Below are 19471 nucleotides of genomic sequence, written 5' to 3' on the forward strand. Positions count from 1 at the left end.
CATTAGGTATTGCTGCACTGCGGTGCAACCAATCGACCTGCTGCGCGTTGGTTCATCGTACGGACAGCTTCTTGAAACGCGGGAATTCCATCGATGTCGATCCAACCCCCTCATCGCCCGCTTGGCCGGGCACGGATTAGCCCCGGCGGCGCGCGAACCGGCGCGGTGCTGGACTTCTTCGGCAATGAAACCGGAGCCGACAGGCACCGCCCGATTCCGACAGCGGCGCGCCAGGTGCGCGTTGCGCTGATCGGCGGCTTCCGCCCACGCAAGTGCGGCATCGCCACGTTCACCACCGATCTGTTCGAACAGCTGGGTTGCCACAACCCCGAGGTGCAGGTGGACCTGCACGTGATCGACAGCCCCAATGAATCGCACGCCTATCCCGAGGCGCGCAGCGTGATCCGCGCCGATCAGGCCGAGGATTATCGCATCGCCGCCCGCCGCATCAATGAAGACGGCGTGGACGCGGTGTGGCTGCAGCACGAATACGGCATCTTCGGCGGGCCCGAGGGCGAGATGGTGCTCGACCTGGTGGACCGCGTGGCCGCGCCGCTGATCGTGACGCTGCACACCGTGCTGGCCGAGCCGGACGAGCGCCAGCGTGCGATCCTCCAGCATATCCTGCGCCGCGCCAGCCGGGTGATGGTGATGAGCCAGCATTCGCAGGGGCTGCTGGCCAGCCTGTATGGCGTGCCTGCAGAACGCGTGGCGGTGATCGCACATGGTGCGCCAGACCGCCCGTTTGGCCGCAGCGCCATGTTCAAGGCGGCCGCCGGGCACAGTGGCAAGAACGTGCTGATGACCTTCGGCCTGCTCGGCCCGGGCAAGGGGCTGGAGACGATGATCGAGGCCCTGCCCGCCATCGTGGCGCGCCATCCCGATACCATCTACCGCATCGTGGGGGCCACGCACCCGAACCTGGTGGCGCGCGAGGGCGAAGCCTATCGTGACAGCCTGATGGCGCGGGCGGCATCGCTGGGCGTTTCGGCCAACATCGAGTGGGACAATCGCTTCCTCGATACCGAGGAACTGCTCGACAGCCTGGAAGAGTGCGACATCTATGTCACACCCTATCCCAACCTGCAGCAGTCCACATCGGGCACGCTGAGCTATGCCGTGGCGACGGGCAAGGCGGTGGTCGCCACCCCCTATGTCCACGCGCGTGAGCTGCTGGCCGAAGACGTGGGCGTGCTGGTGCCGCCGCGTTCGGCTCAGGCGTTGGCCGATGCGATCGTCGGCCTGCTTGACGATCCCGAGGCGCTGGATGCAATGCAGCGCCGCGCCTATGCCAAGGGCCGTGAAACGATCTGGCCGCGCTTTGCCGCCGCCAGCGCGGACCTGGTGCAAAGCGCCGTGGCCAGCGCACCGCGCCAGCCGCCGCTGCTGGCAACGCCTGGCTTTGCCGGGGTGGTGGCGATGAGCGATTCGACCGGGATGCTGCAGCATTCGATCCTGACCGTGCCCGATCGCCGCCATGGCTATTGCCTGGACGACAACGTGCGCGCGCTGATGCTGATGGGCGTTGCCGATGCCGTGCCGCTGGCCGAACGGCAGCGCTGGGCCACGGTCTATGCCTCGTTCATCCAGTACGCATGGAACCCCGACGAGCGCCGCTTCCGCAACTTCATGGCCTTTGACCGTACCTGGTGCGAGGACGTGGGCAGCGAGGATTCGAACGGGCGCACGCTGTGGGCGCTGGGCCACGCCATGCGCCATGCGCCCGATGCGGGCCTGCGCCGCTGGGCGCGATTGTGGTTCGACATCGCGGTGGAGCCGCTGGCCGAGTGCCACTATCCGCGCGCCATGGCCTTTGCCATGCTGGGCGCGATGGAGGCCCTGCGCGTGGAGCCCGATCATGCCGCGGCGCGTGCGCTGGTGGTGCGGGGCGGTGACATGCTGCATCGCCTGCTTGAGGAAGAGCGGCGCCCGGACTGGGCCTGGTTCGAGGCGATGCTGGGGTACGACAACCCGCGCATGCCGCAGGCGCTGATCGAGGCGGCGGTGATGATGGGCCGCAACGATTGGCTGGACAGCGGCCTTGCCGCCATGCGCTTCATCTGTGGGCAGCAGGTTTCGTCCACGGGGCTGTTCCGGGCGATCGGTTCGGAAACCTTCCACCGCCGGTATGAGGCGCTGCCCTTTGACCAGCAGCCGCTGGAAGCCTGGGCCGCGATCGATGCTGCCGCAGCCGCCTTTGCCGCCAGCGGGGACCGGGCATGGCTTGATCATGCCGAGGCGGCCTATCGCTGGTTCCTGGGCGCCAATGATCGTGGCGTGGTGCTGGGCGATATCGCCAGCGGCCGCTGCCGCGACGGGGTGACCCCGCAGGGTGCGAACGAGAACTGCGGAGCGGAATCGATCCTTGCGTTCCAGCTTTCGCACTATGCGATGCAGGCGCTTGCGCGTGAGGCGGGCACAATTTTGCCGGCGGTCGAGGAACGACAGGTGGCCGGAGCGGTTGTGCGCACGAACCCGCTGACAGACCGAGACCAACAGGGCGCCCTTGCGAATACTTGACGAACGATTGCACGCCGATCCGTCGCGGGTGGTCCTGCGGCCCTTTCACCTGGGCTGGCAGGGACCATCCGCGCACGGATCGCGCGCTGCGCGCCTCGTGGCCGATGTCCTCGCGCTTCCGGAAACGGAAGCGGAAGAGGAATATGGCCGCGTCCTTTTCGACTTCCAGGAACGGCACTGGCAGACAGAGCAGCTGTTTGAGACCCGCTATCGCGAGGTGGAGACCATGCTGGGGCTGGACGGCAGCAGTTTGACCGATACGCGGCGCAAGCTGATCGGCGCCTATTTCTGCCATGAATACACCTATGCCGCGGCGGCGCTGATGAACCCCAGCATCGTGCCGCATCCCGATCAATCGGGCATGTCGGGCGGTGCGGTGCGCTTCGTGATGAGCCTGCGCGCGGTGGGCGAGGGGCACATCAGCTCCATCGTGTTCCGCGAAGGCATCGCCCATCCCGACGGCACGTTCCAGCTGTGGCCGCAAAGCGCCTTTGCCACGGCGATGGTGCCCGACGATTCGACCCTGATCGATGCCGATGCCGGGGTCACGGTGCATCGCCATGCCGAAAGCAGCCTGTCCAACTCGGTGATCTTCCCGATCACCGAACAGCAGCGTGGCGGGCTGGAAGACCTGCGGCTGGTGCGCTTCGACCACGGCGACGATGCCGGGTGCGATGGCCGCTATGAATGGGTCGGCACCTATACCGCCTATTCCGGCAGCTCGATCCGGTCGGAACTGATGCGCACCTGCGATTTCCGCCGGTTCGTGCTGGAACCGGTGGAGGGCGTGGCCGGACGCAACAAGGGCATGGCGCTGTTTCCTGAAAAGGTGAACGGCAGGTTCTGCATGGTCGGCCGGCAGGACGGCAAGAACCTGTTCCTGATGTATTCGGACCGCCTGAACCACTGGGACGACGATGGCGTGCTGCTGATGGAGCCCAAGTACCCGTGGGAATTCATCCAGATCGGCAATTGTGGCAGCCCCATCCTGACCGATGCGGGATGGCTTTTGCTGACGCATGGCGTTGGTGCAATGCGGAAATATGCGCTGGGATGCGCGCTGCTGGACCGCGACGATCCCTCCAAAGTGATTGCGCGGTGCAGCAAACCGCTGTTGACCGCACTTGATGCCGACCGTTACGGATATGTCCCGAACGTGGTCTATACGTGCGGTGCGATGAAAGTGGGGGGCAACCTGTTCGTCCCCTATGGCATCTCGGACTCCGCGGTAGGCTTCGCCACGACGTCGATCGAGGACATACTGGCCCTGATGGACTAGGTTTCGGCCGGGTCCGACACGAACTTGGAAGCTGACGGGATACCATGAGCGATATCATTCCGGTTGTTTTGTGCGGTGGCTCCGGCACCCGTCTTTGGCCCCGTTCGCGCAAGACGATGCCCAAGCCGTTCCTGCCCCTGGTGGGGGACAGCACGCTGTTCACCGCCACCGTGCTGCGCTGCGACAAGGGTGAGGGCTTTGGCGATCCGGTGATCGTGACCGGGGCGGCGCATCTGGACCACGTGGAGGCGCAGCTGCCCGACCGGGAGCACACGCAGATCATCGTGGAGCCCGAAGGCAAGAACACCGCTGCGGCCATTGCGCTGGCGGCGCTGCGCCTGCCCGAAGACGCGGTGATGCTGGTGTGCCCCAGCGACCACCACATCGGCGATTGCGCGGCCTTCCAGGCAGCGGCGCGTGCGGCGGCCTCGCTCGCCTCTCAGGGCTGGCTGGTCTCGTTCGGCATCGCGCCGACCGCGCCCGAAACCGGCTTCGGCTACCTCCGCCATGGCGAGGCGATCGAGGGCACGGGCGGCATGAAGGTGGCCCAGTTCGTGGAAAAGCCGAACCTGGAACGCGCCATCGAATTCCTGGCCAGCGGGGACTATTCGTGGAACGGGGGCATCTTCGCCTTCCGCGCCGGCACGTTCCTCGATGAGCTGAAGGCGCATCGCCCGGCGATTCACGACGCGGTGAAGGCTTCGGTGGACAAGGGTGCGGCCGATGGCATGCGCTTCCACCCCGATGCGGGGGCGTTCGCGCTGATCGAAAGCGAAAGCGTGGACTATGCGGTGATGGAAAACACCAGCCGCGCGGCGATGGTGCCGGCGGTGATGGCCTGGTCCGACATCGGCAACTGGCAGGCGCTGCACGATGCGCTGGACCGCGATGAGGATGGCAACGCGGTGATGGGCCGGGCCGAGCTGAAGGATTGCCGCAACGTGCTGGTCCACACCGATGGGCCGCGCGTGAACGTGGTTGGCGCATCGAACCTGATCGTGGTGGTGGACAAGGACGAAGTGCTGGTCTGCACCCCCGAAGGCGCGCAGCTGGTGGGCAAGCTTTCCGGCGCGGCCAATCAGTGACAGGGGGCCGGTAATGGGCAAGCTGCCGATCCGCACCGTGGAAAAGCCGTGGGGCAAGGCGGTGTTGCCTGCGCCGTTCACGGACACGCCGGGCGAACGGATCGGCGAGATCTGGTTCGAGCCACCGGCGGAACTGCCGACGATCCTGATCAAGTACATCTTCACCAGCGAAAAGCTCTCGGTGCAGGTCCACCCGTCCGACGCGCAGGCCGAAGCTTCGGGCGAGACGGCGCGCACCGGCTATGGCGGCAAGGAGGAATGCTGGCTGGTGATCGATGCCGAGCCGGGCGCCACGCTGGGCGTGGGCTTCCACGGGGATGTCGACGCCGAAACCATGCGCAAGGCCGCGCTCGATGGCAGCATCGAGGACATGCTGGTGTGGCACGCGGTGAAGCCGGGTGATTTCTTCTATATCGCGGCCAATACCGTCCATGCCATCGGCGCGGGGGTTTCGCTGATCGAGATCCAGCAGAACAGCGACATCACCTATCGCCTCTATGACTACGGCCGCCCGCGTGAACTGCACCTGGAACAGGGCATCGCGGTGTCAAAGGGCGCGCCGCTCGATCCGGCGGACCGGCGGCACATTCCCGATGCCGGCACCGTGGAACTGGCGCGCGGGCCCTATTTCACCGCGCACCGGCTCGATGGGCTGCCCGATGCCGCGCTGCTGGCAGAATATGCCGGGCCGCTGCTGGTGATCCCGCGGGTGGGCGAAGTGCTGCTGGATGGCGGGGCGCTGAAGGCCGGCGACTGCGCCAGCGCGCCTTCCATCGCGGCGCTGACCTTCCCGGCGGATGGGCAGTGCATCCTGGTGAAGCCGCCCGCCTGACGCCGCATTCGTATCCCGCTTGCGCCCCAGGCGCGCAGGCGCGAAGGATTGGCCATGATCGCGCAGACCATCCAACTCGCGCTGGCGCCGGTGTTCGTGCTGGTGGCCATCGGCAACATCATGAACATCCTCACGACGCGGCTCGGCCGCATAGTCGACCGGTCACGCACCCTGCAGGAACTGCACAGGCAGACCACTGGCGCCGCGCACGACGCCGTGGTGGTGGAGATCCGCTATGTCGACCGGCGCATCCAGCTGATCGGTAATGCGCTGCTGCTGCTGGTCTGTTCGGGCCTGCTCATCGGGGTGACCGTGGGCATGCTGTTCCTGGGCGAAATGGCCGGGACCGAGTTCCGCATCGCGACCGAAGTCAGCTTCTTCATCGCCATCGCGCTGCTGATGATCGCGCTGGTCTACCTGCTGCTGGAAACCCGGCTGGTGGCGCAGACGCTGCGCCTGCCGCGCGAGCTGCTGGAGCTGGAGCGGCGGGATCTGTGAGCGAGCAGCCCACCCCCAACTCCTCCCGCATGCGGGAGGGGAGCGAGACTTGCCTCACGTGGTGAGGCATAGTCGCAGCGGGGTGGGCAGGCCCAGCCTCAGGCCAGCAGCTTCGTGCCCTTTTCGGTGATCGCCTGTTCGATCATCTTGCGCGCGAAACCCAGCATGGCGGGCACTTCCACGTCGAACACGATCTGGCTGTCCTCGATGGCCAAGGCGGTCGGCACCTCGAAGCCCATGGCGGAAACGTCCATCTGCAGGTGATCGGCGTCGACCCAGCTGGTCTCCACCGTCACCATCGCGCCCAGCGTCTCGCTGGCCTTCTCGCCCACGCGGCCAACCTTCGTCTCGATCCGGCGGCGGACCTCGTCCTTGCCAAGGGTGTGGGGAATGGCAATGCGCATCAGGCGTCCTTCGGGGCTTCGATCAGGGGCGGCTCGTCAAGCCCGTTGCCATAGCGATAGTCAAGGTAGCGCCCGCGCACGGCCAGCGCATCAAGGTCGCCCGCGGCCAGCTGGCGGGTGATCGCGTCGATCTCGGCGCTGATCTTGCCAAGGCCGTCGGACAGCTGCTCGTCGGCATTGCGCCCGCCGCGCTCCTCGCGCCGCAGGTGCGGGGGAATCTTGCGCCAGCTCTCGACCATGCCGGGCAGGTGCTCGCCCACCAGCTTGCGCACTTCGGCCACGGCGGGCTCGCTCTGGTCGATCCCTTCCAGCTGCTGCCCCAGCCCATCAAGCTGCACGCCGATCTGGTCCACCAGCCGCACCGCCGGCGCGGGCAGCGCAGGGCGCTGCGCCTCAAGCCACAATTCGGTGCGGCCAACCATGGTGCGCACATCGCCACTGTTGAGCGAGGGCAGCGAGGGCACCTTCATCCGTGGGAACGTGGTGAAGAAGGCCAGCGCGGCCACCACCGCCAGCGCCATCACGAACAGGCCGGTGATGCCGATGCCGTTCAGGATCAGACCCGCCACCATCCCGCCCAGCAGGATCACCGCCACCGCCATCGCCGCACGGGTCAGCTTGCCCAGGTAATGCCGCCGCTTCATCTCGGCAGAACGCTGCCCGATCGAACGCCGCCGCCCACCCGCGCGCTGCACCTGCAGCGATTGCCGGGCAGAGGCGAGAATCCGCTCGCTCTCGTGCGCTTCCCCGGCCATCCTATGCCTCTGCCGTTGTCTGTGCAGGCGGGAGTCGAACCCCCGCCCCCAACCCCTCCCCATCGGGGAGGGGAGCGAGATTTGCTTTGCCAAAGGCGAAGCTAGTCGCAGCGGGGTGGGGGCTCGACCTTTCGGGAATCACAAACATCGTCCCGCTCAGCCCTCCAGGCTCAGCAGCGGCGAGGTCTCTGGTCCGGCCACCTTGCCCTGCGCCGCGCCTTCGGCCCGGGCGATATAGCCCTTGGACTTCTCCACCTCGCCCGAAAGCGTGTCCACCGTCTGCTTCATCGCATCCAGCGCCTTCAGCTTGAAGGTGTCGATGGTGTCCATCGTGTCATAGATGTTCTGGAACGCGCGCTGCAGCGTTTCCAGCGGGATGGTGCTCGATGCCGCCATCTCGTGGATCTTGCCGGTGTTCTCGCGCAGCAGCTTTCCGGTGGAATCGATGATGTTGGCGGTGGTGGTGTTCAGCTCGGTGATCTGCTGCAGCACCAGCCGCTGGTTGGTCATCGCCTGCGCCACGGTCACGGCGGTGCGCAGCGCCGCCACGGTGGTGGTGCTGGCGCGGTCCACGCCCTTCACCAGTTCGACGTTGTTCTTCTTGACGAGGTCCAGCGCGAGGTAGCCCTGCACCGACACCGCCATCTGCGTCAGCAGGTCCTGCGTGCGCTGGCGGGTATAGAACAGCGCGGATTCGCGGATCGCCTTGGCCTTTGCCGGGTCGGTATGGTCAAGGTCCGCCGCCGCATCCTCAAGCCGCTGGTCCAGCACCTTGGAGATGTGGATCATCTGCTCCAGCTTGCCCATCGCCTCCCACAGCTTGCCGCGCTCAACATCGATCGCGGCGTTGTCCATCAGCAGCTCGTCCTTGCCCGAGGCGAGCCGGTCGAGGATCGCCTTGATATGGCCCTGCGCCGATGTGTAGCCGTCGAAATAGCGCTTCACGCTGTTGCCGAAGGGGATGATGCCCAGGAACTTGCGCCCGCTTGAAAGCTTGCCCTGCCGGCCGGGATCAAGCTCTTCCACTGTGCGGCGCAGCTGGGCGAGGTCCGCGCCCACGCCGCTGTCCTTGTCCATCGCGCGGATCGGCCGGTCGAGAAAGCGGTTGGACATGCCCGCCGCCGACACGATCTCCTTGCGGCCCATGTTGGTCAGCTGGTCCACCCGCTTGCCGAATTCCGGGCTCTGCGCGTCCTGCGCCACAAGATCGGCGACAAACGCGTCGACCTTCGCTTCCAGCTTGCCCTTGGTGCCATCGTCAACCGGCACCAGCCCGGCGGCCTGCGTCGGCGCCACCACCGGCACCGGATCGGGCGGGGTGAGGGTGATCGCGGGTGCGGCTTGGGTAACGGGTGCTTCGCTGGCCATGTCGGTTCCTGCCTTGCGGGACTGACGGCGAAGATGGCGATGCACCTGCGCCGCTGCAAGCTGTATTGTCGACGCAATACAGCCGTTGGTCGATCAGCGTGTGCCGCCGGTCGGTGCCCGCAAGTGAGGCTTTGACATCGCCCGTCCCCCCGATAGCGTGCCGTTGATGGACCGCCGCCTGTTCCTCTCCGCCCTGGCGGCCACCGCCGCGACCACCGCCTTCGCGGCCTCGAAACCCCGCCGCTTTGCCGGCGAGATTGCGCTGCAGAAGCTTGAGGCCAAGGCCGGCGGGCGGCTGGGCGCGTGGGTGTTCGAGCCGGCTTCCGGGCGCGGTTATGGCTGGCGCGGTGGTGAACGCTTCGCCCACTGTTCCACCTTCAAACTGAGCCTCGCCGCCTTCGTCCTGCGCGAGGTTGACGCCGGTCGGCTGAATCCGGCCGAGGTGCTGCCCTATTCCGTGCTGGACCTGCTGCCCAATTCCCCGGTGGCAGAGGCGCACGCGGGGAAGGCGGACCTGACCGTGCTGGGCATGGCCGAAGGCGCGCAGGCGACCAGCGACAACCTCTGCGCCAACCTGCTAATGCGGCGGCTGGGCGGGCCGGCCGCGCTTACGCAGTTCTGGCGCGATCTGGGCGACGTCACCAGCCGGCTGGACCGCTATGAGACCGCGCTCAACCGGGTAGGGCCGGGCGAGCAGCAGGACACCACCACGCCCGAGGCGATGGCCCGCTGCACCGCGGCCTTCGTGCTCGGCCCGGTGCTCTCGCCCTCGGCGCGCGCAACCCTGCTCGGCTGGACCCGCGCGACGGCCACGGGGCTGAAGCGCATCCGCGCGGGCCTGCCGATGGGCTGGCAGGCGGGGGACAAGACCGGCACCGCCCTGTTCGACGATCTGCCGGCCAAGGTGAACGACGTGGCAGTGGCCTTTCCACCTGGCGGCAACCCGCTGGTGATCACCGCCTATTACGAAACGCCGGGCGCAGTTGCGACCATACGCGCCCAGGATGAGGCCGTTCTGGCGCAAGTCGGCCGCATCGCCGCCGATCCGAAGTCATGGAAGCTGCGGCGGTGATGCGCTGCGCGGTATTCGGGGCATCGGGCGGGATCGGCGCGGCGCTGGTGCAGGCGCTGGCCGCGCGGGGCGACGTGGCGGAAGTCCACGCCGGATCGCGATCGGGCACCGCGCCCGTCCATGTCAAGGTGCGCCCCTTCGCCTTCGACCTTGCCGACGAGGCCTCCATCGCAGCCGCCTGTGCTGCCATCGGCGCACCGCTGGACATGGTGCTGGTCGCCACCGGGCGTCTGACCCGCGCCGATGGCACCGGCCCGGAAAAATCGTATCGCGCGGTGACGGCAGAGGGGCTGGCCGAACTCTTCGCGATCAACGCCATCGGCCCCGCGCTGATCGCCAAGCATGCCCTGCCGCTGCTGCCGCGTGATCGGCGCGCGGTGTTCGCGGCGCTCTCCGCCCGCGTCGGCTCGATTTCCGACAACCGCCTCGGCGGCTGGCACGCCTACCGCGCCGCCAAGGCCGCGCTCAACATGCTGGTGCGCAACCTGGCGATCGAACTGTCGCGCAGCCACCCACAGGCGATAGCCGTGGCGCTGCACCCCGGCACGGTCGACACCGGCCTGTCCGCCCCGTTCCAGCGCGGCGTGGCGGAGGGCAAGCTGTTCACGCCGGACTATGCGGCAGGGCGGCTGCTGGCGGTGCTGGACGGGCTTTTCCCCGCGCAGAGCGGCAGGCTCTACGCGTGGGACGGAGCGGAAATTTCCTTCTGACCCGGTTTACGCCGCCAGCGCGTAAGGCTCGATCTCGCCCGCGAGGTACAGCTTCTTCGCCTTGGCGCGGCTCAGCTTGCCGCTGCTGGTGCGGGGCAGGGTGCGCGGGGGCACGAGTTCGACCACGCAGTTCATGCCGGTGATCGAGCGCACCTTGTCGCGGATCTGGTCGCGCAGCTTCACGCGCTCTTCGGGGTCTGACACGCGGCAGTGGACGAGCACGGCGGGGGTTTCCTCGCCGGTTTCGGTCTCTACCGAGAAGGCGGCGATATCACCCTGGTGGAAGCCGGGCAGCTGCTCCACCGCCCATTCGATATCCTGCGGCCAGTGGTTCTTGCCGTTGATGATGATCATGTCCTTGGCGCGGCCGACGATGAACAGGTAGCCCTGTTCGTTGACGTAGCCCATGTCGCCGGTGTCCAGCCAGCCATCGACCATGCAGGCTGCGGTCGATTCCGGATCGCGGAAGTAGGAGTGCATGACCGAGGAGCCGCGGCACCACACCTTGCCGATGTGGTGGTGGGCCAGTTCCTCGCCATTTTCGCCGCGCACGGCCACTTCCATGCCGCGGATCGGCACGCCGCAGTTGACGATGGCGCGATAGCGCGCGGGGCGCGAAAGGTCGCGGGGACTGCCGGAAAGGCGCTCTTCCTCCACCAGCTCCACGCGGATGCCCTCGCCCGGCGGCATCACGGTGACGGCCAGCGTCGCCTCGGCCAGGCCATAGCTCGGCAGGAAGGCGCTGGCCTTGAACCCGGCGTCGGCGAATGCGTTGACGAAGCCCTGCATCACATCGGGCCGGATCATGTCCGCGCCGTTGCCGGCGATGCGCCAGCGTGACAGGTCAAAGCGTTCGGCCACGTTGGTCTGGCTGGAAATGCGGCGGGCGCAGATGTCATAGCCGAAGGTGGGCGAATAGGAGAGCGAGGCGCCCTTGTTGCGGCTGATCAGATCGAGCCAGGCGAGCGGGCGGCGGGCGAAATCCTCGGTCCGCAGGTAATCCACCGACATCTGGTTGGCGATGGGCGAGAGGAAGCAGCCGACCAGCCCCATGTCGTGATACCACGGCAGCCAGCTGACGCAGCGATCGCCATCGACGAAGCCCATGCCGTGCGCGTGGCCGGCCAGGTTGGCCATCAGCGCGCGGTGCGTCACCGCCACGCCATGGGGGAAGCGGGTGGAGCCGCTGGAATACTGCAGGTAGCTGATCGCCTCGGGATCGGGCGCGGGCAGCGGCGCGTCCGAAGGCGCGACTTCGGCAAACTGGTCCCAGGTCAGGCCCTTGCAGCCCTGCCGCGCAGCCGCTTCGCCACACATCTCGGCCAGTTCCACCGGATAGGCGAGCATCACCGGGTCCGAGCTGGAGAGCTGCACCGCCAGCTGGTCGATATAGTTTTCCTTGCCGCCGAAGCTGGTCGGCAGCGGCAGCGGCACCGGCCAGGTACCGGCATACATCGCGCCGCAGAACAGCGCGGCGAAATCGGGGCCGGTCTCGGCGATCAGGGCCACACGGTCGCCCGGCTTCACGCCATGCGCGGCCAGGCGGCGCGCGGCGGCCAGCGCATCCACGCGCAGTTCGGCAAAGGGATAGACGCGGGTCAGTTGTCCGCGCGGATCGTGAAAGTTGAAGCCGCGCTCGCCCTGCGCGGCATAGTCCAGCGCATCGCAGAACGTGGCGAAATCCGAGAAACGGCGCGGCTGGGCGTCGTCGTTTGGCGTGGGCACAAGCACCGCCTTCTCCCGAACGGCATCCGAAATAGTCATGCGAAACCCCGAATTGCTTTTCTTTTCAAACGCGAACCGTCGCAGTTCCCTTTCGCGGCGCGCGGTTGAACGGCTCATGACTCATTTTTCAATGCCCGCAAGGGGGCACGAAATGCGGACGTTCTCATTTAGCGGCGACTGTGGCACGAATGTGGCGGCATGGATGATGTGTCCACAGATCGGCGCGCGCGCCGGGTTCCCAAACCGCTCGACGCCGCCCGGCTGGAAGAGATGGCGCTCGCCTATGTCGCCCGCTTCGCCACCAGCGCGGGCAAGCTTTCCGCCTATCTGAAGCGCAAGCTGCGCGAGCGGGGGTGGGAAGGGGATGCGCCGCATGATGTGCCGGCGCTGGTCGCCCGCTTCGTGGCCCGCGGCTATGTCGACGATGCAGGCTACGCGAAGGCGAAGGCGCAGGGGCTGCTGCGGCGCGGCTATGGCGCGCGGCGCATAGACCAGGCGCTGGGCGCAGCAGGCATTGCCGAGAACGTGCGCGAAGAGGCGCGGGGCACGCGGCGCGATGCCCGCGCCGCCGCGCTGGCCTTTGCGCGCAAGCGGCGGCTGGGCCCGTTCGGCCATGGTTCACACGAACATGGCGAGAGCGTCCGTCTCGATCCTGTCACACGCGAAAAGCAGGTGGCGGCAATGCTGCGCGCCGGGCATCCCCTTGCCAGCGCGCGCGCACTGGTGAATGCGGGCAGCATCACGCAAGCGGAAGAATGGGCCGATGAAGATGTGGACTAGGATTGCCAGACGTTCGGGCGCCATCGCCTGCGCCATCGGCCTCGTCGCCTGCTCGCCGGTTGCCGCCGATGCGGGCACGAAGGCTCCGGCAAAGGCGGCCGCTGCTGCCGTCCATCCGGTTTCCGGCCTCAAGGTCATCCCGCTCAGTGTGGCCACGGCTTCGGGCGTGCATCGCTTCAAGGTGGAAGTAGCCGCCACGTTTGAAGAGCAGGAAAAAGGCCTGATGTTCCGCACCGCAATGGGCGCGGACGAAGGCATGATCTTCCCGATGGACCCGCCGCGCCGCACCGCCTTCTGGATGCGCAACACGGTGATCGGGCTGGACATCATCTTCATCGGCGCGGACCACCGCGTGCTCAACGTGGCCGCCAATGCCGTACCTTATGATGAAACGCCGCTCCCTTCGGCGGGCAATGCCGCGGGGGTGCTGGAACTGAACGCGGGCCGCGCGGCGCAGATCGGGCTGAAGCCGGGGGATAAGGTGGAGTGGTGACCCAACAACAATTCTTGCCGACTCCCCCCTTCAGCGGCTAAGCGCCCGAACCATGAGCATCCTCGGCAAGATCTTCACCTGGTGGGACGGCGCCACCTTCGGCACCATGCTCGACAGCGCGCGCAATGGCGTGCAGGTCGGCACCGATGCGCAGGGCAACACATACTACCGCGCGAAGAAACCCTATCCCAAGGGCCATCCCTTTGCCGGGCGCGAACGCCGCTGGGTGATCTACAACGGCGCCAACGATGCCAGCCGCGTGCCGGCCGAATGGCACGGCTGGCTGCATGGCAATTTTGATGGCACGCCGGAAAGCAACCTGCCGCCGCCGCGCATCTGGGAAGTGGACTACACCCCCAACGCCACCGGCACCTCGGCCGCCTATCGTCCGCAGGGCGCGCTGGAGCGCGGGGGCAAGCGCGCCGCCGCCACCGGCGACTACGAAGCCTGGTCGCCCGAGGCCTGATGCCCCGCACCGCATCGCGGGCGCTGCTGCTGCTGGCCGCCACCGCGGCGCTGGCGGGATGCAAGCGCGATGCCGAAGCGCCTCCGCCGCCTGAAGCGACGGCCAGCGACGGCCCCGTCGCCATGGCCAGCGGCGTGATCGAAAGCGATTACGGCACCCCGGTGAAAGACCGCGTCGCCACACTGGGCTTCCTCAACAAGCGCAACAACATCACGCAGGACATCGTGCTGAAGACCGGCGAATCGCGCCGGATCGGCAACGCCATCGTGAAGCTGGCCACGTGCGAAAAGACCGCGCCGTGGGAAGATCCGCCCGAAACCGGCGCCTTCGTGCAGCTGTTCGTGGAAGAACGCGCCTCCACTCAGGAAAAGCTGGCCTGGCACAAGGTGTTCTCGGGCTGGCTGTTCCGCAATTCGCCGTCGCTCAACGTGGTGCAGCACCCGGTCTATGACGTGTGGGTCAAAGACTGCGCGATGAAGTTCCCGGGCGAGGAAGACAGCCCGGCTTCCTCCGCATCGGCCAGCAGCGCGGCAAAGCCGGCGGGCAAGCCGTCGCCTGCCCCGGCCCCGGCAGCCGCGGCCCCTGCGGAAGAACCGGCCCCGGCCGGAGAATCCCCGCCCCAGTAGGGCCGCCGCGAATCGGTCGCGCGGTCCAGCAGCCGCAGGTATTGCGCCTGCGGGATTTCCACCGCGCCCATCGAGGCGAGGTGCGGTGTGGTGAACTGGCAATCCAGCAGCTCCGCCCCGCCACGGCGCATCGCCGCCACCAGCCAGGCCAGCGCCACCTTGGACGCGTCGTTTTCCCGGCTGAACATCGATTCGCCGCAGAACACCCGGTCGAACCCCACGCCATAGAGCCCGCCGACCAGCCGCAGGCGACCGTTCTCGTCACTGGCCCACGTCTCGATCGAATGGGCGTGCCCATCGCGATGCAGCGCCCGATAGGATTCGCGGATTCGCGCGCTGATCCAGCTTTCCTCGGCCCCCGGACGCGGCGCGGCGCACGAATCGATCACCGCATCGAAGGCGGTATTGCACGTCACGTGGAAGCGCCCCCGGCGCAGCGTGCGCGCCAGCGATTTGGAAAGGTGGAAGCCGTCCAGCGGCAGGATCGCGCGCATCCGCGGCTCCACCCAATACACTTCCGGGTCGTCACGGCTGTCCGCCATGGGAAAAATCCCGGCGCGATAGGCCCGCAAAAGCAGGTCTGGCGGGATGGTCTGGGGGTCTTCGCGGGCCATGATTTGCAAAATGCAGTTTCGGTCGGTTGCATCCTCCGCGTCAACCCACTAAGGGCCCTTCCTCTGGCAGCGATGCCGGCTGCGGTCCAAGGCGGTAACGCCGGCTGCTGCAGGAGTGTAGCTCAGTTGGTAGAGCATCGGTCTCCAAAACCGAGGGCCGTGGGTTCGAGTCCCTCCACTCCTGCCATTTTCTCCCGGATTGATTTGACCCCTGGGGCGGGCGCGCCCATCATGGCGCGGGCTGGCATGGGGTGACGATGGACGCGGCGGGCGATTGGGCCGAACGGCTCGACCACATGGAGCAATGGTACCGCGATCTGCTGGCATCGGGCACGGCCGAGGCCTTTCTCCACAATGATTATGCCCCGCACCGGGCGTTTCTGTCCGGTCTGCATGGGCGGGTGATCGATGTTGGCGGCGGAGCAGGGGTCGCCGGGCGCTATCTGCCGCCGTCCTGCACGCATGTGGTGGTCGATCCGGCAGCCGTCTGGCAGGATCCGGCGTGGAAGCAGTTTTCGGCAAGCTTTGCCGCAGGCCGCTCGGCCGAGTTCGTCCAGGGCACGGGCGAGGCGCTGCCGTTCGCCACGGCCGAGTTCGATGCCGGGCTGGCGTTCTGGAGCCTGAACCATGCGGGAGATCCGGCCCGTTGCGTCGCCGAACTGGCGCGCGTGGTAAGGCCTGCTGGCAAGGTCCTGCTGGTGCTGGAAGACATGGAGCCGACTTGGGGTGATTGCATTTTGGCCGCCCTGCGACGAACGGGTTACCGCCTTGGCCTGCCGCGCAAGGACCATGGCGGGCTCGGCGCCTTGCCGCCCGTCATCCGGGAAAAGCTTTCGCGCAACCCTTGGCCCCTGCAGGATGATCATTGCCGGATCGACGAGCGTGACCTGATGCGTTGGGCAGCACCCGCCTTCCGCCTCACCCGCCGTGAATGGCTCGGCGGTTTTCTTGCGTTTGAATTCGTTCGCCGCTGAATCGGGCAGAACTTCAGCCGCAGAAAAGGGGCAGGCATCGCTGCCCGCCCCTTCCGGTGATGTCGTAAAAGGTCAGAGGCCGCCGGTAACCGCCCCGGTCGCCCCGCCCGCAACGCCAGCGGTCGCGCCCGAAACGGTGGAACCGACCGTGCCGGAAGCGCCTCCGGCGGCGCCGCCCATCGGGTCGGTCGCGGTGCGGCCCGTGGCCTCGCCCGATGCGCCCAGATCGCCGCCAGCCTTGGCCGCGCGGTCATGCCCCTTCAGCTTGGCATGGGCATTGGAATGTTCGGTGGCGGTGGCGCTGCCCTTGGCGGTCGAATCGGCTGCGGGGGGCGTTGTCGTGGTCGTCGTGCCGGTGCTGGCGGTTCCGTTCACGTCAGCGCCGGCTGGCGGAGTCGCGGTCTGGGCCGATGCACCCGCGCTGGTGCTGCCCGCAACCTGCGCTTCCACCGGTCCATCAATCGGGCGGGCCTGCGCGGCGCCGGCCATCAGCAGGGCGGCGGCGGGAATGATCAGATGCTTCACAGGTATTCTCCTTGGCTTGTTCTTGCCCCATCCCCTTGTTGCGCTGACCAATCCTTGCCCCTTGGTGCAGTTCCCCCGCCATGCGGCGAACGGAGCGCTGGACGGGCGGAGCCGCCCATCGCAGCGCCATCCCCTTGCCATCGGCGGCCCCTTCGCCTAAATGCGTGCAACTTCCGCACATGGAAAAATCGCCAGCCCCTCCCGGACCTGCTCCGGGGCGGCGATGTCCCCTAGGCGGAAGCGACGCAATTCTTGAGGCGAACGAGCGATGGCCAAGGTCACCCCCGGCGAATTCATCAACCAGGTCCGCGCCGAAGCGCGCAAGGTGGTGTGGCCCACCCGGCAGGAAACCACCACCACGGCCATCTTCGTGGCGGTGATGATGCTGCTGCTCTCGGTCTTCTTCCTCGGCATCGACACCGTGTTCGGTTTTGTCGTGCAGTGGCTGCTGAAGCTCGCCTGACCTTTTTCAGATTCAAGGAACGATCATGGCCCGCTGGTACATCATCCACGCCTATTCCGGCTTTGAGAACAAGGTGCGCGAATCCATCATCTCCGAAGCGGAGCGCATGGGTCTGTCGCAGCTGGTCGAAGCTGTCGAGGTGCCGACCGAGACCGTCACCGAGGTGAAGCGCGGCAAGAAGGTCGCCGTCGAGCGCAAGTTCATGCCGGGCTACGTGCTGGCCAAGCTGGCGATGAACGACGACATCTACCACCTCGTCAAGAACACGCCCAAGGTCACTGGCTTCCTCGGCCACAATGGCAAGCCGCAGCCGATTTCCGAAAAGGAAGCCGCGCGCTATTTCGGCGCGCGCGAACAGGCCGCTGCCGAGCCGCGCAAGCACGTGGCGGTGGATTACGAGATCGGCGATTCGGTCAAGGTCAACGCCGGCCCGTTCGCATCGTTCAACGGCACCGTGGAAGAGCTGGACTTCGAAAAGCAGCGCGTGAAGGTTGCCGTCTCGATCTTCGGCCGCGCCACGCCGGTCGAACTGGCGTTCGAAGAGGTCGAACTGGTCAAGTAAGGGGCAGCGGGGCCCATTGCGGGTCCCATGCTTGCCTTTGCGCCCCGCACCCGCTATCGGCGCGCCCTTCACGAACGGGATTCGTCCCGCTCGCGATTCCGTGCGGAAGAGGATTCGCCCCTCGTGGGCGTATCTTTGCCTGACCGCTCACTCTGCGGGGGGCCATCCCCCAACAGGAAGAAAGGAGGCCATCCGTGGCCAAGAAGATCGAAGGCTATATCAAGCTGCAGGTTTCTGCAGGCGAAGCCAAGCCCGCGCCGCCGATCGGCCCGGCGCTGGGTCAGCGCGGCGTCAACATCATGGAATTCTGCAAGCAGTTCAACGCTGCCACGCAGGAAATTGAAAAGGGCACGCCGCTCCCCACCGTGATCACGGTCTATGCCGACCGTTCGTTCACCTTCGTCACCAAGACGCCGCCCGCCACCTTCTTCATCAAGAAGGCCGTGGGCATCAAGTCGGGCTCGAAGACCCCCGGCAAGGCGTCGGCCGGCACCATCAAGCGCTCGCAGCTTGAAGAGATCGCCCAGGCCAAGATGAAGGACCTGAACGCGAACAGCATCGAACAGGCCGCCAAGATCATCGAAGGCTCTGCCCGTTCGATGGGCCTGCAGGTTGTGGAGGGCTGAACCGATGGCAAACCTGACCAAGAAGAAGAAGGCTCTCACCGAGAAGCTGGGCGACAACCAGAAGCTCTATGGCGTCGATGAAGCCATCCAGCTGCTGAAGGACCTGCAGTCGGCCAAGTTCGACCAGACCCTCGAAGTCGCGCTGAACCTGGGCGTCGATCCGCGCCACGCCGACCAGATGGTCCGTGGCATGGTCACCCTGCCTTCGGGCACGGGCAAGGACGTGAAGGTCGCCGTGTTCGCCCGTGGCGACAAGGCTGAGGCCGCTCTCGCCGCCGGTGCCGACAAGGTCGGTGCGGAAGACCTGCTGGAAGACATGCAGGCCGGCAACCTCGATTATGGCCGCGTGATCGCCACGCCGGACATGATGGGCATCGTCGGCCGTCTGGGCAAGGTGCTGGGTCCCAAGGGCCTGATGCCGAACCCGAAGCTGGGCACCGTCACCCCGAACGTGGCCGATGCGGTCAAGGCCGCCAAGAGCGGCCAGATCGAATTCCGCGTTGAAAAGGCCGGCATCATCCACGGCGGCATCGGCAAGCTCTCGTTCTCGAACGAAGCGCTGCGCGCCAACTTCGACGCCTTCGTCGACGCCATCGTCAAGGCGAAGCCGGCTGGCGCCAAGGGCAAGTACGTCCGCAAGGTCGGCCTGTCCTCGTCGATGGGCCCCGGCATCAAGATCGACGTGGCGCAGGTCCACGGCGGCTGATCCAGCCTGAAGGCAAATCAAAAAGGCCGGGAGGGTTCACGCCTTCCCGGCCTTTTTGCGTTGAAGCCAAAGCGTCGATAAGTCTCCCCTCCCGCTTGCGAGAGGGGCCGGGGGTGGGCAAAGCGCAGGGCCACGTGCCGAGGACCCGATGACCGACGAAGCCCATCCAGAAGACTTGGTCACCGAGGAAAGCCCTGTCCCGGTAAACCCGGTGACGGCGGCGCGCCTGCAGGTCGAAGCGCAGATCCCGCCCGAAAAGCGCGGCCCCGGCTGGGACCGTCACTGGCGCGAACTGGAGCACTATGCCGAAGCCGCGCTGGAATGGACTGCCCCGCCACCCGCGCCCCCGGCGAAGTCCAAGCGCCGTCGCAGGCGCTGAAGGGGCTCG

Annotated in this window: 22 protein-coding genes, 1 tRNA gene and 1 pseudogene; 18 read left to right on the forward strand and 6 right to left on the reverse strand. The window is 66.9% G+C overall.

Annotated elements, in window-relative coordinates; genetic code table 11:
* The first annotated feature begins 93 nt into the window (after positions 1-93).
* The 5 genes from POM99_RS02750 to POM99_RS02770 are packed head-to-tail and all read left to right on the forward strand — an operon-like array spanning position 94 to position 6214.
* Positions 94-2520, forward strand: a complete 2427-nt coding sequence (locus tag POM99_RS02750) for a glycosyltransferase family 4 protein (protein ID WP_277275269.1) — start codon at positions 94-96, stop codon at positions 2518-2520.
* A gap of 7 nt (positions 2521-2527) precedes the next feature.
* Positions 2528-3799 (forward strand): glycoside hydrolase family 130 protein, encoded by a 1272-nt coding sequence (locus POM99_RS02755; RefSeq protein WP_277275270.1) that lies wholly within the window; start codon positions 2528-2530, stop codon positions 3797-3799.
* 44 nt (positions 3800-3843) lie between these two features.
* Entirely contained in the window at positions 3844-4884 is a 1041-nt protein-coding gene (locus POM99_RS02760) for a mannose-1-phosphate guanylyltransferase (RefSeq protein ID WP_277275271.1), read from the forward strand.
* 13 nt (positions 4885-4897) lie between these two features.
* Positions 4898-5716: a class I mannose-6-phosphate isomerase gene (locus tag POM99_RS02765; RefSeq protein ID WP_277275272.1), complete on the forward strand. Its 819-nt coding sequence runs from the start codon at positions 4898-4900 to the stop codon at positions 5714-5716.
* A 54-nt stretch (positions 5717-5770) separates the two neighbouring features.
* The gene (locus POM99_RS02770; protein WP_277275273.1) at positions 5771-6214 is read left to right on the forward strand and encodes a DUF2721 domain-containing protein; all 444 of its coding nucleotides are present in this window, start codon (positions 5771-5773) and stop codon (positions 6212-6214) included.
* A 98-nt stretch (positions 6215-6312) separates the two neighbouring features.
* Here the strand turns inward: POM99_RS02770 and POM99_RS02775 are convergent, their stop codons facing one another.
* The 3 genes from POM99_RS02775 to POM99_RS02785 all read right to left on the reverse strand — a co-directional run bounded on the left by POM99_RS02775 (position 6313) and on the right by POM99_RS02785 (position 8741).
* Positions 6313-6618 (reverse strand): polyhydroxyalkanoic acid system family protein, encoded by a 306-nt coding sequence (locus POM99_RS02775; RefSeq protein ID WP_277275274.1) that lies wholly within the window; start codon positions 6616-6618, stop codon positions 6313-6315.
* Complete coding sequence (locus POM99_RS02780) at positions 6618-7373, reverse strand: hypothetical protein (protein WP_277275275.1); 756 nt, start codon at positions 7371-7373, stop codon at positions 6618-6620. The genes POM99_RS02775 and POM99_RS02780 overlap by 1 nt, the downstream gene beginning before the upstream one ends.
* A gap of 156 nt (positions 7374-7529) precedes the next feature.
* On the reverse strand, positions 7530-8741 hold the full coding sequence (locus POM99_RS02785) for a toxic anion resistance protein (RefSeq protein WP_277275276.1): 1212 nt from the start codon (positions 8739-8741) through the stop codon (positions 7530-7532).
* Positions 8742-8907: 166 nt separating this feature from the next.
* Between POM99_RS02785 and bla the strand changes: the two genes are divergently transcribed.
* Both bla and POM99_RS02795 read left to right on the forward strand, forming a co-directional pair.
* On the forward strand, positions 8908-9813 hold the full coding sequence (bla, locus tag POM99_RS02790) for a class A beta-lactamase (protein ID WP_277275277.1): 906 nt from the start codon (positions 8908-8910) through the stop codon (positions 9811-9813).
* Positions 9795-10523 (forward strand): SDR family NAD(P)-dependent oxidoreductase, encoded by a 729-nt coding sequence (locus POM99_RS02795; RefSeq protein ID WP_277275278.1) that lies wholly within the window; start codon positions 9795-9797, stop codon positions 10521-10523. The genes bla and POM99_RS02795 overlap by 19 nt, the downstream gene beginning before the upstream one ends.
* A gap of 6 nt (positions 10524-10529) precedes the next feature.
* Here POM99_RS02795 and POM99_RS02800 read toward each other — a convergent pair whose 3' ends face one another.
* Complete coding sequence (locus tag POM99_RS02800) at positions 10530-12287, reverse strand: fatty acyl-AMP ligase (RefSeq protein WP_277275279.1); 1758 nt, start codon at positions 12285-12287, stop codon at positions 10530-10532.
* Positions 12288-12446: 159 nt separating this feature from the next.
* Between POM99_RS02800 and POM99_RS02805 the strand changes: the two genes are divergently transcribed.
* The 4 genes and pseudogenes from POM99_RS02805 to POM99_RS02820 all read left to right on the forward strand — a co-directional run.
* The gene (locus POM99_RS02805) at positions 12447-13028 is read left to right on the forward strand and encodes a regulatory protein RecX (protein ID WP_277275280.1); all 582 of its coding nucleotides are present in this window, start codon (positions 12447-12449) and stop codon (positions 13026-13028) included.
* Entirely contained in the window at positions 13012-13521 is a 510-nt protein-coding gene (locus tag POM99_RS02810; RefSeq protein ID WP_277275281.1) for a DUF192 domain-containing protein, read from the forward strand. The genes POM99_RS02805 and POM99_RS02810 overlap by 17 nt, the downstream gene beginning before the upstream one ends.
* A 52-nt stretch (positions 13522-13573) precedes the next feature.
* Positions 13574-13987 carry an NADH:ubiquinone oxidoreductase subunit NDUFA12 gene (locus tag POM99_RS02815; protein ID WP_277275282.1) on the forward strand — a complete coding sequence of 138 codons (414 nt, stop codon included), beginning with the start codon at positions 13574-13576 and terminating at the stop codon, positions 13985-13987.
* Between the two features lie 122 nt (positions 13988-14109).
* Positions 14110-14397: pseudogene (locus POM99_RS02820) on the forward strand (DUF2155 domain-containing protein); the annotation flags it as partial.
* Between the two features lie 35 nt (positions 14398-14432).
* Here the strand turns inward: POM99_RS02820 and aat are convergent.
* Positions 14433-15227 (reverse strand): leucyl/phenylalanyl-tRNA--protein transferase, encoded by a 795-nt coding sequence (gene aat, locus POM99_RS02825; RefSeq protein WP_277275283.1) that lies wholly within the window; start codon positions 15225-15227, stop codon positions 14433-14435.
* A gap of 111 nt (positions 15228-15338) precedes the next feature.
* Between aat and POM99_RS02830 the strand changes: the two genes are divergently transcribed.
* Both POM99_RS02830 and POM99_RS02835 read left to right on the forward strand, forming a co-directional pair.
* Positions 15339-15414 (forward strand) — tRNA-Trp (locus tag POM99_RS02830).
* Positions 15415-15484: 70 nt separating this feature from the next.
* A complete protein-coding gene (locus POM99_RS02835; protein ID WP_277275284.1) occupies positions 15485-16201 on the forward strand; it encodes a class I SAM-dependent methyltransferase in 717 nt (238 codons plus the stop codon).
* A gap of 72 nt (positions 16202-16273) precedes the next feature.
* On the opposite strand, the gene POM99_RS02840 is transcribed toward POM99_RS02835, so the two are convergent.
* The gene (locus POM99_RS02840) at positions 16274-16726 is read right to left on the reverse strand and encodes a hypothetical protein (RefSeq protein WP_277275285.1); all 453 of its coding nucleotides are present in this window, start codon (positions 16724-16726) and stop codon (positions 16274-16276) included.
* A gap of 268 nt (positions 16727-16994) precedes the next feature.
* Here POM99_RS02840 and secE point away from each other — a divergent pair, with 268 nt between their 5' ends.
* From secE to POM99_RS02865, 5 genes are all read left to right on the forward strand, one after another.
* Entirely contained in the window at positions 16995-17189 is a 195-nt protein-coding gene (secE, locus tag POM99_RS02845; protein WP_277275286.1) for a preprotein translocase subunit SecE, read from the forward strand.
* Positions 17190-17214: 25 nt separating this feature from the next.
* Complete coding sequence (nusG, locus tag POM99_RS02850; protein WP_277275287.1) at positions 17215-17751, forward strand: transcription termination/antitermination protein NusG; 537 nt, start codon at positions 17215-17217, stop codon at positions 17749-17751.
* A 194-nt stretch (positions 17752-17945) separates the two neighbouring features.
* Positions 17946-18377 carry a 50S ribosomal protein L11 gene (gene rplK, locus POM99_RS02855; RefSeq protein ID WP_277275288.1) on the forward strand — a complete coding sequence of 144 codons (432 nt, stop codon included), beginning with the start codon at positions 17946-17948 and terminating at the stop codon, positions 18375-18377.
* 4 nt (positions 18378-18381) lie between these two features.
* The gene (gene rplA / locus POM99_RS02860) at positions 18382-19083 is read left to right on the forward strand and encodes a 50S ribosomal protein L1 (protein WP_277275289.1); all 702 of its coding nucleotides are present in this window, start codon (positions 18382-18384) and stop codon (positions 19081-19083) included.
* Positions 19084-19231: 148 nt separating this feature from the next.
* Complete coding sequence (locus tag POM99_RS02865) at positions 19232-19462, forward strand: hypothetical protein (RefSeq protein ID WP_277275290.1); 231 nt, start codon at positions 19232-19234, stop codon at positions 19460-19462.
* The last annotated feature ends 9 nt before the right edge of the window (positions 19463-19471 follow it).

It is taken from the genome of Novosphingobium cyanobacteriorum, assembly GCF_029436685.1.
Taxonomy (GTDB): Bacteria; Pseudomonadota; Alphaproteobacteria; order Sphingomonadales; family Sphingomonadaceae; genus Novosphingobium; species Novosphingobium cyanobacteriorum.